Source organism: Parolsenella catena, from assembly GCF_003966955.1.
GTDB lineage: Bacteria > Actinomycetota > Coriobacteriia > Coriobacteriales > Atopobiaceae > Parolsenella > Parolsenella catena.
Map to the genome: position 1 here is coordinate 1,419,744 of NZ_AP019367.1, position 12,841 is coordinate 1,432,584.

A 12,841-nucleotide genomic window follows, 5' to 3' on the forward strand; every position below is an offset into this window, starting at 1 on the left:
TCCAGCCGCTAGCACGTAGGACCCAACCGCCGCCATCGCGCCGCACGCAAGCCACCACATCACAGCACCGACCTCATGAGTCGCCTGATGATCGAGAGCGCCACGACGTCGAGAAGCGCCGCCACGAGCACGCAGCCAAGTCCCATCGGCGTGGCCACGCCCGCACGATAGTCTGGGGACACGAGCACGAGCGCCGCCACGAGCAGCACCGGCAACGCGCTCACGATGCGCGTTGACAGCCTGACCTGAGCCGTCTTTGCCGTAAGCTCGCGCTCGAGCTCAAAGCGTCTCTCGGCCAGACGTGCGGACCTCAGGAACAGCCCCTGGAGCGGAGCGCCCGTCCTCGCCGACACGCTCAACGCGCAGACCATGAGCTCCACACCGGGTGCGTCCGTCACCTTCGCCACGCGCCCGACTGCCTCCGTTGCGCCGGTCCCGCACGAGACCATGAGCGAGGCACGGGCAAACTCCCGGTTGAGCGGGCCGTCCCCCAATGACCCAACGTACGAGATGGCCTGGGTGAGCGTCCTGCCGGCGCCGAGCGCACCAGCCAGGGAGCGGAACACGTCCGGAACCTGGCGCGCGAGCTCGCGGCGCCTGGCCGCCTCGCGGGCAGAGCACCACGCAAGCGATGCCACGGCACCTGCGGCCACGCCGGCCACGAGCCCGGTCACCGAGAGCGCCACGAGCGCGCCGGTGCAGCCACAGGCCACGAGCCAAAGCGCCACGAGCGCCGAGGCGAGCTCGCGGTCGACCCCCAGCGGCGCGAGCCTCGCACTCCTCGCAAGCTCTTCGGCCACGCGGCGGCAGTAGGGCGTCTCGCCAAACGCCACCACGGGAGGAGCAGCGCAGACAACGCGCAGACGCCCAAGGGAGTCGCGAACACGCGGATCGCCCCCAGATTTGGAAGCCGCGCGCCCACCTTGCGCCGTGAGCACCCAGGCGCCAAGGCCCAGGCAAAGCCCCGACCCTAGGCACAGGAGCGTCATCATGCCTCCACCTCCCCCTCATCCAGCAGACCGTCTCTCACGGAGCGACCCAGAAACGCCGGCTCACGAACGAGCCGCCACTCGCGGGCACCGGCATCGAACGACACGACCTCGCCGAGCTCGACCCCGCCCTCCGCGGAGCAGCAGACCTCGCTCATCGAGGAGACGACGCGCGTGCCGTCGGGCATGCGCCGCGACATGACGATGAGGTCGAGAGCCGTGGCCACCTGCTCCTCGATGAGCGAGGCGGGCAGGTCCATCCCAAAGCGCGCCATGAGGACGAGCCTGGGGACGGCCTCGACGGGCGTGCCCGCATGCAGCGTCGTGAGCGAGCCGTCGTGGCCCGTGTTCATGGCCTGGAGCATGTCGATGCACTCCTCTCCCCTCACCTCGCCCACGACGATTCGGTCTGGTCTCATGCGCAGCGCGTTGGTCACGAGCATGCGAATCGTCACGGCGCCCGTTCCCTCGATGGAGGCGTCACGGGCCTCGAGTCTCACCACATGAAGTCCCTCCTCGAAGTGCAGCTCGGCGGAGTCCTCGATCGTCACGATGCGCTCGTCCTGGGGAATCTCCGCGGACAGGGCGTTGAGCAGCGTCGTCTTGCCCGAGCCGGTGCCGCCCGCCACCGCGATGTCCTGCCTGAGCCTCACGGCCCACGAGAGCAGCCGGGAGAACCACGTGGGCAGAGACCCGAGTCCCACGAGGCTCTCGAGCGTCCTTATCTGGCCCGAGAACTTGCGGATGGTTACCGCCGGCCCATCCATGGCAACCGGCGCGATGACCGCGTTCACGCGGTATCCGTTAGACAGGCGCGCGTTCACGATGGGACTCGCGTCGTCCAGTCTGCGGCCGAGCGGCGCCAGGATGCGGTCCATGACGAGCATGACCTGCTCGGGAGAGTCGAACGTCGTCCTGGCGGGAAGGATGCGGCCATCGCGCTCGTAGTAGACCGAGGCACATCCGTTCACCATGACCTCGGAGATCGTGGGGTCGTCGAGCAGGGGCTGAAGCGGACCTAGGCCCACCACCTCGTCGATGACCTGCCGCACGAGTCCGTCCCTCTCGTCAGCGTCCAGCTCCGAGAAGCCGTCCTCGTTGAGGACGGCACGGCACGCCACGGCAAGCTCCTCGCGCACGAGCTCAGACGCCCCGTCCCCCACGAGGGCCGCGACCTCGCTCAAGCCCAGACGCTCGACAAGACCGCGCTTGAGACGGTCCCTGAGCTCGCGCCGGCGCTGGCGCACGTCCTCGTGCCCGTCACCGCCCTGCGCTATGCCGAGCTCGCGGACGCGCTCGAGCACGCCCATGGCTAGCTCGCCTCCCGCGCAAAGCCAAAGAGCCTGCGACGGCGCTGGCCACCCCCGAGGGCCGCTCGGGCCGCCTCGCACTCGGGAAGGGTCCCGAGCTCCTTCAGCAGGCCCGCAAGACCGCAGGTGGCGCCAAGCGCCGCGGGGTTGTCGGACTGAGAGAGCCGCCCGCACTCGCCCGCGGACGCCAGCTCGACAAGGTCGAGCCCGCCATCGAGCACGCGCAGCTCCCTGGCGCACTCGAGTCCCACGGCGGCGCGCGCCACGAACGACTCGTCACGCTTGCGCGGGTCGCACCCGTTCATGAGCCGGACGATGCGCGTGCGGGCCACGCCCAGCCTCACGGCGAGGCTTCCGCAGCGGGCAAGCGCCGGTATGGCACCGGGCCGCTCGTCGGAGACGATGACCAGGCGGTCTGCCATCTGGGCGGCACAGGCCACCGCATCGCCCCAGTTGCTCGAGGTGTCTACGATCACGAGGTCGTGCGAGTGGGTCAGGCGGGCGATGACGTCCCCAACGATCGGCTGCACCGCCTCGGCGTATTCGGGGGCCCGGCAGGGTCCCCACACCGCCAGGCGCTCCGCCACTCTCACCCCCGAGCGCTCGAGCTCCTCGTCGCTGGTCACGCCGTCAGCCAGGGTCGCGAGGTCACCGGGGCGCTCCGCGCCGCACAGGCTCGCGAGGTTCCCGAACGCGAGGTCGAGGTCGAGCAGGGCCACGTCAAGGCCCCATCCAGCGGCGGCGCCGCCAAAAAGCGCAGACAGCGTGCTCTTGCCAACGCCACCCCTGCCCGAGACGAGCACGATGACGGGCACGTTCGCCCGCCGTTGCACGGTCTCGCCGCAGACGGCTCCCCCTTCCCTCGCCGCCAGCCCAGACGAGGACGCACGGCCATCCCCTCGCGCCCAGGTTCCTTCGTCGTCAGAGCAGGCGGCGAGGTCGGCATGGGTGAGCACCCGCGTGACGCCCGCGCGTCTGGCACGCGACCGCATGGACCCAGACGTCTGCTCGAGCGCGAGCATCACCTCGGCTGCGTTGCCGTCACCCGCGACGGCCGCGGCGACGTTGACGGGATCGGGACCCCCGGCCCCCTCGCCGACGATGACGCACGACCCCGCCAGGTCCCGGCGCAGCCGTGCCCTGAGCTGGCAGGGGTTGGGCACGATGACCACGCTCGCAGACGCATCACAGGCGCGGACGTAGTTGCCAATCCCCTCGCCCTCGCGAGGGCCGGCACAGATCACCCACGTTGCCATCAGGACTCGCCTCCCGTCTCGGGCGCCACGCTCGTGGGCGCCCCGCCATCGACCGCCGCAGGCTCCACGGCCACGTCATCGGCCGGCAGCACGACGCGCAGGGCACCGGCAGCCGAGGCCGTGAGCACGCCCGACACCTCGTCCGGATAGACGGCGAGGGTGAGCGACGCATCAGAGGACGAGCGCGTCGACGATCCACCAAGTACGAGCGCGTCCCCGCACACGAGCCTCACGCCGCCGTCTGCGGCCTCGTAGACGAGCACCCGGGCGCCACTCGCCACGTCCAGCGGGATTCCGGCGCGCTCGCCCGCCCGGACGGACACGGCCACCCTGCCCTCGGGCACCTCGACGTCCCCCTCGCCCGAGGCGATCGACAGACGCGTGAGCGGGGCGCCCTTGGCGACGGGAGACGTGAGCCGGCTCCCCACGATGTCTCCCACGGAGGTGAAGGCGCCCTCCGGCGCGAGGTCGGCGAGCCAGTCGCGCTGCTCCACGTCCGACTCGGAGACAACGCTGCCGCTCGCAAGCTCCCTGCGCGCGATGACGAGACTCGCCACCTCGCCGCCATAGCGCTCGAGCAGCTCGGAGCGCTCCCTCTGCACGTCCGCTCGCGCCGATTGCACGCCGCCCATGGCGAGCAGCGCCGCGGCGACGCCGCACGCGGCAGACGTCGCGATCCTGGCCCTTCTCCTCATGGCCCCTCCCCGTCTCACGGTCCATCCATGCGGGCATCATCGCCCGAGACGAGAGGCTCCGGGCCGCGACTGGCGAGATAGTCCCGCGCGGTCAAACGCAGACCTTGCACGAATCAAACAGCAAAAGGGCCCCTTGGTGCGCAAATGCGCGAAGTAGATGTTGAAAACCGGCAAACGAGCTGCTAAAAGGCCATATTGAAAACTCAACCAGTCGAACAGGCCCAAGCAGAGACGCCAAAGAAAAACCGGCCGGGGAGCATCCCCGACCGGTCGGTCGACGGTCGTCTTGCGCGCATGCGAGCGGCGCCTGCCCTACAGCACCACGTCCGGGTCGAGCGTGCTCGCGCTGGCCCGCATCTCGTTCGCGAGCGCGAGGTAGGACTCGACGCGCACCTCGTCGAGCTCGCCGGCCTCGCGCGCCTCGCGAACGGCGCACCCCGGCTCGTTGCCGTGCGTGCAGTCGCGGAAGCGGCACGTGGCAGCCAGCTCGGATATCTCCGGGAACGCCTTGGCAAGGCCCCGCTCGTGGCCCACGAGCGGCAGGCTCCTGAGCCCCGGCGCGTCGCAGATGACGCCAGCGCCCGGGAGCTTGACCATCATGCGCGCCACGGTGGTGTGCCGCCCCATGTCGTCACGCTCGCGCACGGCGCCCGTCGCGAGGGCGTCCGCGCCGAGCAGGGCGTTCAGCAGCGTGGACTTGCCGGCACCGCTCTCGCCCAAGATCATGGCAACGCTTCCGGCCGGCACGAGGGCGCAGACCCCGTCGAGGCCCTCGCCCGCCACGGACGACGTCACCACGACGTCTCCTTGCTCGCCCACGAGCCTGTGGACGCGCAGGGCATCGGCCTCAAGGGCCTCGGCCGTCTGCTTGCGGTCGGCCTTCGTGAGCACCACGCTCGGGCGCACGCCGCAGTCGCGTGCCAGCACAACCGAGCGGGCGATGCGCGCAAGCGGCAGCTCCTCGGCCCCCAGCGCGGCCACGACGATGACGCCGTCGAGGTTGGCGGCAAGCGTCTGGAACTCTCCGCGCCTACCTCCCCGCCAGCGGGCAAAGGCGTTTCTCCTGGGAAGCACCTCGTGGATGACGCCCATGTCGTGCTCGGGCGGGACGGCGACGGCCACCCAGTCCCCCACGGTGGGCATGATGCCCGCCTCGGCGGAATCGCCCTTGGCAAACTCCGGCGCGTGCTCGGCACGAAGCGTGCGCCCCTCGCAGGCCACGAGCGGAAAGCCTCGGTCGAGCCTCACGACGCACCCAAGCTCGACGGCATCGGCCGCCTCGCGGCCCAGGCGGTCCGCGATCCTCTCGCGGGCCTCTTCGAGTTGCTCGCGCCGCAGCTGCGTGGGCGCCATGTCCGCAAACGAGGGCACGTTCTCGAGCTCGCCCACGACGGGCAGACCGCGGAGCACGTCCTCCGCAGACGGGCGCGAGGCGCCGCCCCCGTGGGAGCGACGCCTCGTCGTGCTGCCAGACCTAGCCTTGTGGGACCTCTTCCCCAAGCTAGTCCTCCTTCTCGATGCGGCGCATGACGGCCTTCTGGACCTCGACGATCGGGATGATGAGCACCGCAAGGCCCAGGGCGGTGAGCGAGCCCTGGAGCTCAAGACCGGGCACGCCGAAGAACATCATGGCAAGCGGCTCGAACTCGACGACGATGAGCGTCAGCACGAGGGCCAGGCCCGCCGCGCCCCACAGCCACCAGTTCTGCTTCTTCATGGAGAAGAGCGACGCGCGGCGGCTGCGCATGTTGAAGCAGTGGAAGATCTCGACCATGTTGAGCGTGATGAACGCCATCATGACGCCTTCCTCGTCGGCGGTGCCGGCGATCATGTCCGCCACGTTGATGTAGCCCATGTCAAAGTACACGCCCGCAAAGAAGCTCGCGAGCACGAGCAGGGTGATCGCGATGCCCTGGACGATGCAGTCCGCGCCCATGTGGCCGGCGAAGACGCCGTCTGTGGCCTTGCGGGGACGGCGGCGCATGATGTCGCCCTCGGCGTCCTCCATGCCCAGTGCCAGCGCCGGGAAGCAGTCCGTCACGAGGTTGACCCACAGCAGCTGGACGGGCTGGAAGAGCGTGAAGCCCACGAGCGTGGCCACGAACACCGAGAACACCTCGGCGAGGTTGGCCGAGAGAAGGAACTGGATGACCTTGCGGATGTTGTCGTAGATGCGACGACCCTCCTCGCACGCCGAGATGATCGTGGCGAAGTTATCGTCCGCAAGCACCATGTCGGCCACGTTCTTCGTGACGTCCGTGCCCGTGATGCCCATGCCAACGCCGATGTTGGCGCGCTTGATTGACGGCGCGTCGTTCACGCCGTCGCCCGTCATGGCCACGATCATGTTGCGGCTCTTCCAGGCCTCGACGATGCGCGTCTTGTGCTCGGGCTGCACGCGGGCGTACACGCCAAAGTCCTCGATGTGGGCGTCGAGCTCCTCGTCGCTCATGCGATCGAGCTCCGCACCCGTGATGGCCTGCGAGCGGTCCTCGATGATGCCGAGGTTCTTGGCGATGGCCACGGCCGTGTCGATGTGATCGCCCGTGATCATGACCGTGCGGATGCCGGCGGCGTGGGCCTCCTCGATGGCGGCGGCCACCTCGGGGCGCTCGGGGTCGATCATGCCGGACAGGCCGCAGAACGTGAGGTCGTGCTCGAGGGCCTCGGCCGAGAAGTCGTCGGGGCACTCGACGTAGTGACGGCTCGCCAGTGCGAGCACGCGCAGCGCCCGGTCTGCCATGGCCTTGTTGGCGGCCAGCAGCTCGGCGCGCCTCTCCTCGGTGAGGGGCACGACCTTGCCGTCCTCGTAGATGGTGGCGCAGCGGCCCAGTACCACGTCGGGGCCGCCCTTGGTGTACTGCTCGTACTCGTCGTCGAGCGTCTCCACGACGACCGACATCATCTTGCGGCCTGAGTCGAACGGGGCCTCGCCCACGCGCGGGTGCTCCTCGGCAAGGCCCGTGAGCCCCGCCTTGCCCGCATCGTTGACGAGCGCCGCCTCGGTGGGCTCGCCCACGGCACAGCCCGCCTCGGCATCCCACTTGGCGTCGCAGCACAGGGCCATGCCGGCGAGGAACTTCTCCTCCGGCGCAGCCAGCTCGTGGGCGACCACCGTCATCTTGTTCTGGGTGAGCGTGCCCGTCTTGTCCGAGCAGATCACCTGGGTGCAGCCGAGCGTCTCCACGGCGGAGAGGTTGCGGATGATGGCCTGGCGCCTGGCCATCTTGGTGACGCCGAGCGACAAGACGATGGTCACGACGGCCACGAGGCCCTCGGGGATGGCGGCGACGGCCAGAGACACCGCCACCATGAACGTGTTGAGCAGAAGCGCGGGCTCCTCGGCCATGTTGCCGAAGCCGTGGCGCAGGACGTCGACGGCAAAGATCACCACGCAGATGACGATGACGAGCTTCGTGAGGATGCGGGAGAGCTCGTCGAGCTTCACCTGCAGCGGCGTGAGCTCCTCCTTGGCCTCGGTGAGGGCGCCGGCGATCTTGCCCATCTCGGTGTCCATGCCCGTGGCCACCACGACGGCGCGACCGCGGCCGTAGACCACCGTCGAGCCCATGTAGCACATGTTCTTGCGGTCTCCCAGGGGCACGTCGTCGGCGCCGGGGGCAAGCTCGATGGCCTCGGCGTGCTTCTCGACGGGCACGGACTCGCCGGTGAGGGCCGCTTCCTCGATCTTCATGGTCGCGCTCTCGAGCACGCGGCAGTCCGCGGGCACCGAGTCGCCGGCCTCGAGCAGCACCACGTCTCCCACCACGAGCTCGGAGGAGTGCAGCATGACGAGCCTGCCGTCTCGCATGACCTTGGACTGCGCGGCGCTCATCTCCTGCAGGGCCGCCAGGGCCTCCTCGCTCTTGGCCTCCTGAATGACGCCGAGCGCGGAGTTGATGATGACGACCGTCATGATGATGATGACGTCGGCGAAGTCGATCTCCCCCTGGATGGCACCCGTCACGGCGCTGATGACGGCCGCCACGATGAGCATGATGACCATCGGGTCCGCCATCTGCTGGAAGAAGCGGATCCACAGGGGCGTCTTTGCCTGCTCCCTGAGCTTGTTGGGGCCGTTATTGGCCAGACGCTCGGCGGCGACGCCCGAGGCGAGGCCGGCCTGCCCGTCGCTGCCCTGCTCGCGCAGGACGTCGGCGGCACTCGACAGATACTCTCTCACGTAAGATTCCCCTCCTGGATTTAGGGCGCACGCCAGATTGATGCCCGATCATAATTCCCAGGAAGGGCAAGGGCTCATCAAGGTTGCCGTGACGCGCGCGTTGTCTCGCACGTAGGCGTCGCCCACGTGCCGTCTGGGTCATGATACCCCGAATGCGCCCACGCGCCCCGCTCGCGCGCACGCGGGCGCACAAACATATGCGGCGCACAGGTTATGTTGCTAACCTGTGCGCCAAGATGGCCACTCTGCCATATACAACTAGTTCTACCTGCGGTTTTAATTGCGTTCATTACGCAAAAATCGAGTTATGCGTTTAGATGACGCGCTACAATTCCTAGTCGGTAATCACATCGATCTTGCGTCCCGGGGGCGGGACGCGGAAAGAGGAGACGTATGAAGATCCTGTTCTACGACGCCCGTGACTACGACCGCGACTCTTTTGACGCGCAGCTCAAGAACTACCCCAACATCAAGATCGACTACATCGAGGCCGACCTCTCGCCCGTGACCGCCTCGCTCGCCCGCGGCTATGACGCCGTGTGCGCCTTCGTGAACTCCGACGCCTCCGCCATGGCCCTCGAGATCCTGCGCGGCTTCGACGTCAAGCTCGTCCTCATGCGCTCGGCCGGCTTCGACGCCGTGAACGTGCCCGTCGCCAAGGACCTGGGCATGACGGTCCTGCGCGTCCCGGCCTACTCGCCCGAGGCCATCGCCGAGCAGGCCATCGGCCTGGGCCTGTGCGCCGCCCGCCGAATCCACAAGGGTTACGCCCGCGTGCGCGAGAATGACTTCTCCCTCCAGGGACTTCTCGGCGTCAACCTGCACGGCAAGACGGCCGGCATCGTGGGCACCGGCAAGATCGGCGCCGCCATGGTGCGCATCTGCAACGGCTTTGGCATGAAGGTACTGGGCTATGACGTCTACCAGAACCCCTCCCTCGAGGGCATGGTCGAGTATGTCGAGCTTGACGAGCTCCTCCGCAGGTCCGACCTCATCTCCCTGCACTGTCCGCTGTTCGACAGCAACCGCCACATGATCAACGCCGACGCCATCGACAAGATGAAGGACGGCGTGGTCTTCATCAACACCGCACGTGGCGGCCTCGTCGACACCAAGGCGCTCATCGAGGGCATCCGCTCCGGCAAGATCGGCGCCGCCGGCCTGGACGTGTACGAGGAGGAGGGCGACAACGTCTTCCGCAACTGCTCGAACACAATCATCGAGTCTGTCACCTCGACGCTGTGCTCGTTCCCGAACGTGGTCATGACGAGCCACCAGGCGTTCTTCACCAAGGAGGCCCTCGCCTCCATCGCCAAGACGACGCTCGACAACGCCACGGCGTTCGCCAATGGCGAGGAGCTCACCGGCCCCGCCGTCGTCTGCTAGCAAAAACGCGCGCCGCCCTCCCGACGGGGCGGCGCTTTTGATATCAGAGGCCCGCGCAAAAGGATGCACGCGGCCAAGCAGGCGGAAATCCCCCATCCGCCCCCGGACGCCGGACAAGCGGCCCGTCGCCCGTCATTCGAAAGGAAAGAAATGCAGTCCAAGAAGACCAAGATCGTCTGCACCATGGGACCGGCCACGGAGAGCGAGGACGTCCTTCGCGAGCTCATCAAGGCCGGCATGAACGTCGCCCGCTTCAACTTCTCGCACGGCAGCCACGACTACCACCGCGCCGGCGTCGCGCGCGTCCGCAAGGTCTCGGCAGAGCTTGGCATCCCCGTGGCCATCCTGCTCGACACCAAGGGCCCCGAGGTGCGCACCGGCGTGCTCGAGAATGGCGAGAAGGTACACTTCGAGACCGGCGACAAGACCATCATCACGACCGACGACGGCGTCGTGGGCAACCACGAGCGCTTCTCGCTCGACTTCAAGAACCTCCCCAACGAGGTCAAGCCCGGCGACCGCATCCTCATCGACGACGGCCTGCTCGAGTTCAACGTCGACAAGATCGAGGGCACGGACATCTACTGCACACTCGGCAACGCCGGCGACCTGGGCGAGCACAAGGGCGTGAACATCCCCGGCGTCGACATCTCCCTGCCCGCCGTCACCGAGCGCGACCGCGAGGACATCATCTTTGGCTGCGAGCTTGGCATCGACGCCATCGCCGCCTCGTTCATCCGCGACGGCAAGGGCGTCGAGGAGATCCGCCAGATCTGCCACGAGCACGGTCGCGACAACGTCTCCATCTACCCCAAGATCGAGTGCGCGCTGGGCATCGAGAACTTCGATGACATCCTCGCCCACTCCAGCGGCGTGATGGTGGCCCGCGGCGACCTGGGCATCGAGATTCCGCCCGAGAAGGTGCCGCACGCGCAGAAGCAGATGATCCGCAAGTGCAACGCCGCCTACAAGCCCGTCATCACGGCCACGCAGATGCTCGACTCCATGATTCGCAACCCGCGCCCGACGCGCGCCGAGGTCAACGACGTCGCGAACGCCATCATGGACGGCACGGACTGCGTCATGCTCTCCGGTGAGACGGCTGCCGGCAAGTACCCCGTCGAGGCCGTGAAGATGATGGCCTCCATCTGCCACGAGACCGAGCAGTACCTCGAGGAGCGTCACAACTACCACGAGCGCGGCGGCGTCCGCGACGTCAACGGCTCCATCGGCTTTGCCGCCGTCACCACGGCAAACCGCGTGGGCGCCAAGTGCATCCTCACGCCCACCGAGAGCGGCCGCACGGCCCGTCTCATCTCGAACTTCCGCCCCACCCTGCCGATCTTTGCCGTGTCCCCGCACGACGAGACGGTGCGCAAGTGCTGCTTCTACTGGGGCGTCACGGTGCTGAAGGGCGCTGCCCAGGGCGCCATCGACGAGACGGTGCGCCAGGCCCTCACGCTGGCCAAGGACAACGGCCTCATCGACGCCGGCGACCTCGTCTGCGTCACGGCCGGTGACCCCAACACCGCCCCGTCGCAGGGTGACTACATCACCTCGACGAACATGCTCCTCGTGGCCCAGGTCCCCGAGAGCAAGTAGGCCAGCCGCCACACGCTCACAGGCGAACGCAGAGCGCCCCGAAGCCCACACGGACTTCGGGGCGCTTCTTGTTAGGCACCAAACGGGACGGGTTCGTTTGGTCCCCACGAGGCCAGGCGGACCAGATGAACCCGTCCCCTCTGGTCCGCCTGTCACCTAGAGCTTGCGAGGAGTGGGCTCCACGCAGCGATGCGCGTGCACGGCCGAAAGCGCCGCCGCCTGAGCAGCCGCATCGCCGGCGGCAAGCGCGCGCCCATAGGCATCGGCATCAAGAATGGCCTGCTCGAAACGCTCGGGCGAAAAGCCGTACGGGGCGCGGCCCCACTCGTTTGTCTTCTGGGCGCGCTCGACGATGCCCGCGAGCGCGGACTCGGGGCACTCGAGCTCGGCGAGCGTCGTGGGAAGCCCGAGGCACACGTTAAGTGCGGCGAACTTCTTAAGCTCCTCGGGCTTGTCGTCGAACGCCTTGAGCACGAGCACGCCGAACGAGACGACCTCGCCGTGCAGGTGGCGCTCGGCGGCCTCACCGATTCCCGTGTAGGCGTTGTAGAACGCGTGCGCCGTGCTCGAGTTGAAGTAGTAGGCGCCCTTCTCGGCACCGAGGTTCGTCGTCATGTTCGAGACGAGACCCGTGGAGACGATGATGTCGAGGATGACCTGCTCGAGCTCATAGCTCGACGTTCGCGTGCGCTTGTCCTCGAGCGCCTTGGCGGAGTAGTCGAACAGCGGGCGCTCGCATGAGACCGCAAGCGCACGGCCCATGAGCGGGGTGTGCGGCAGGTCAAGGTCGCGGCTCGAGAGCTCTACCTCCGGCTGCTTGGAGAGCGCGTCGCCAATGCCCGCCCAGAAGTAGTCGTCGGGGCTCTCGGAGATGACCTTCGTGTCGATGAACGAGTGAATCGGCGGCTCCTTGGGCAGGAAGTAGTTGTCGACCGAGCCGTCCTCCTTATAGAACACGCCGATGGCCGTCACGGGCGCGCAGTTGGACGCAACCGTGGGGAACGTGAACAGAGGCTTGCCCGCAAGCTCGGCAATCTCCTTGGTCTCGTCGATGGCGCGGCCGCCGCCCATGCCAAACACCATGTCGGCCGCCTGGACGCGCGGGTCAGCGGCGAGCTTCTCGGCAACGGAGTGGCGAGGCTGGCCGCCATACCAGATCTGGTCCGTGACCGTGACGCCCGTGCCCTTGAGGGCCGCAAGCAGGCGCGGGGCGGCCTTCTCCATGGCCGTCTTGCCGCCGATGATCACCGCGGTGGAGCCAAAGCGGCGCGTCACCTCGGGCACGGCCTTATAGGCATCGACGCCTACGGTGTAACTGGGCAGGTAGTTTGTGCTGGTGAGTTCCATGCGTCCTCCTCGTCCCTGGATTGCGACCCAATTCTAGGACTGCGAGGAGGCATCGAGGCCCGCATTGTTGCAC

Annotated in this window: 9 protein-coding genes; 2 read left to right on the plus strand and 7 right to left on the minus strand. The window is 68.0% G+C overall.

The genetic code is table 11. The features are described 5' to 3' along the window. Positions 1 to 59: 59 nt before the first annotated feature. From Pcatena_RS06400 to Pcatena_RS06425, 6 genes are all read right to left on the minus strand, one after another. Positions 60 to 992, minus strand: a complete 933-nt coding sequence (locus tag Pcatena_RS06400; RefSeq protein ID WP_126422677.1) for a type II secretion system F family protein — start codon at positions 990 to 992, stop codon at positions 60 to 62. After that, the gene (locus Pcatena_RS06405) at positions 989 to 2,299 is read right to left on the minus strand and encodes a CpaF family protein (RefSeq protein WP_126422679.1); all 1,311 of its coding nucleotides are present in this window, start codon (positions 2,297 to 2,299) and stop codon (positions 989 to 991) included. Before Pcatena_RS06405 ends, Pcatena_RS06400 begins: the two co-directional genes overlap by 4 nt. A 2-nt stretch (positions 2,300 to 2,301) precedes the next feature. After that, complete coding sequence (locus Pcatena_RS06410; protein ID WP_126422681.1) at positions 2,302 to 3,555, minus strand: P-loop NTPase; 1,254 nt, start codon at positions 3,553 to 3,555, stop codon at positions 2,302 to 2,304. After that, positions 3,555 to 4,250 carry an SAF domain-containing protein gene (locus Pcatena_RS06415; protein WP_126422683.1) on the minus strand — a complete coding sequence of 232 codons (696 nt, stop codon included), beginning with the start codon at positions 4,248 to 4,250 and terminating at the stop codon, positions 3,555 to 3,557. Before Pcatena_RS06415 ends, Pcatena_RS06410 begins: the two co-directional genes overlap by 1 nt. A gap of 312 nt (positions 4,251 to 4,562) precedes the next feature. Further along, on the minus strand, positions 4,563 to 5,750 hold the full coding sequence (gene rsgA, locus Pcatena_RS06420; RefSeq protein WP_232619841.1) for a ribosome small subunit-dependent GTPase A: 1,188 nt from the start codon (positions 5,748 to 5,750) through the stop codon (positions 4,563 to 4,565). 1 nt (position 5,751) lies between these two features. Continuing rightward, the gene (locus Pcatena_RS06425) at positions 5,752 to 8,433 is read right to left on the minus strand and encodes a cation-translocating P-type ATPase (RefSeq protein WP_126422685.1); all 2,682 of its coding nucleotides are present in this window, start codon (positions 8,431 to 8,433) and stop codon (positions 5,752 to 5,754) included. 393 nt (positions 8,434 to 8,826) lie between these two features. Between Pcatena_RS06425 and Pcatena_RS06430 the strand changes: the two genes are divergently transcribed. Then, positions 8,827 to 9,819, plus strand: a complete 993-nt coding sequence (locus Pcatena_RS06430) for a 2-hydroxyacid dehydrogenase (RefSeq protein WP_126422687.1) — start codon at positions 8,827 to 8,829, stop codon at positions 9,817 to 9,819. A gap of 150 nt (positions 9,820 to 9,969) precedes the next feature. Then, positions 9,970 to 11,421, plus strand: coding sequence for a pyruvate kinase (gene pyk, locus Pcatena_RS06435; protein ID WP_126422689.1), 1,452 nt, complete (start codon positions 9,970 to 9,972; stop codon positions 11,419 to 11,421). Positions 11,422 to 11,577: 156 nt separating this feature from the next. Here pyk and Pcatena_RS06440 read toward each other — a convergent pair whose 3' ends face one another. Continuing rightward, positions 11,578 to 12,768, minus strand: a complete 1,191-nt coding sequence (locus tag Pcatena_RS06440; protein ID WP_126422691.1) for an iron-containing alcohol dehydrogenase family protein — start codon at positions 12,766 to 12,768, stop codon at positions 11,578 to 11,580. Positions 12,769 to 12,841 lie beyond the last annotated feature (73 nt).

Coding starts and splice junctions, on each gene's coding strand:
- Pcatena_RS06400 (WP_126422677.1), bottom strand. CDS start 992: ATGATGACGCTCCTGTGCCTAGGGTCGGGGCTTTGCCTGGGCCTTGGC.
- Pcatena_RS06440 (WP_126422691.1), bottom strand. CDS start 12,768: ATGGAACTCACCAGCACAAACTACCTGCCCAGTTACACCGTAGGCGTC.
- Pcatena_RS06405 (WP_126422679.1), bottom strand. CDS start 2,299: ATGGGCGTGCTCGAGCGCGTCCGCGAGCTCGGCATAGCGCAGGGCGGT.
- Pcatena_RS06415 (WP_126422683.1), bottom strand. CDS start 4,250: ATGAGGAGAAGGGCCAGGATCGCGACGTCTGCCGCGTGCGGCGTCGCC.
- pyk (WP_126422689.1), top strand. CDS start 9,970: ATGCAGTCCAAGAAGACCAAGATCGTCTGCACCATGGGACCGGCCACG.
- Pcatena_RS06430 (WP_126422687.1), top strand. CDS start 8,827: ATGAAGATCCTGTTCTACGACGCCCGTGACTACGACCGCGACTCTTTT.
- Pcatena_RS06410 (WP_126422681.1), bottom strand. CDS start 3,555: ATGGCAACGTGGGTGATCTGTGCCGGCCCTCGCGAGGGCGAGGGGATT.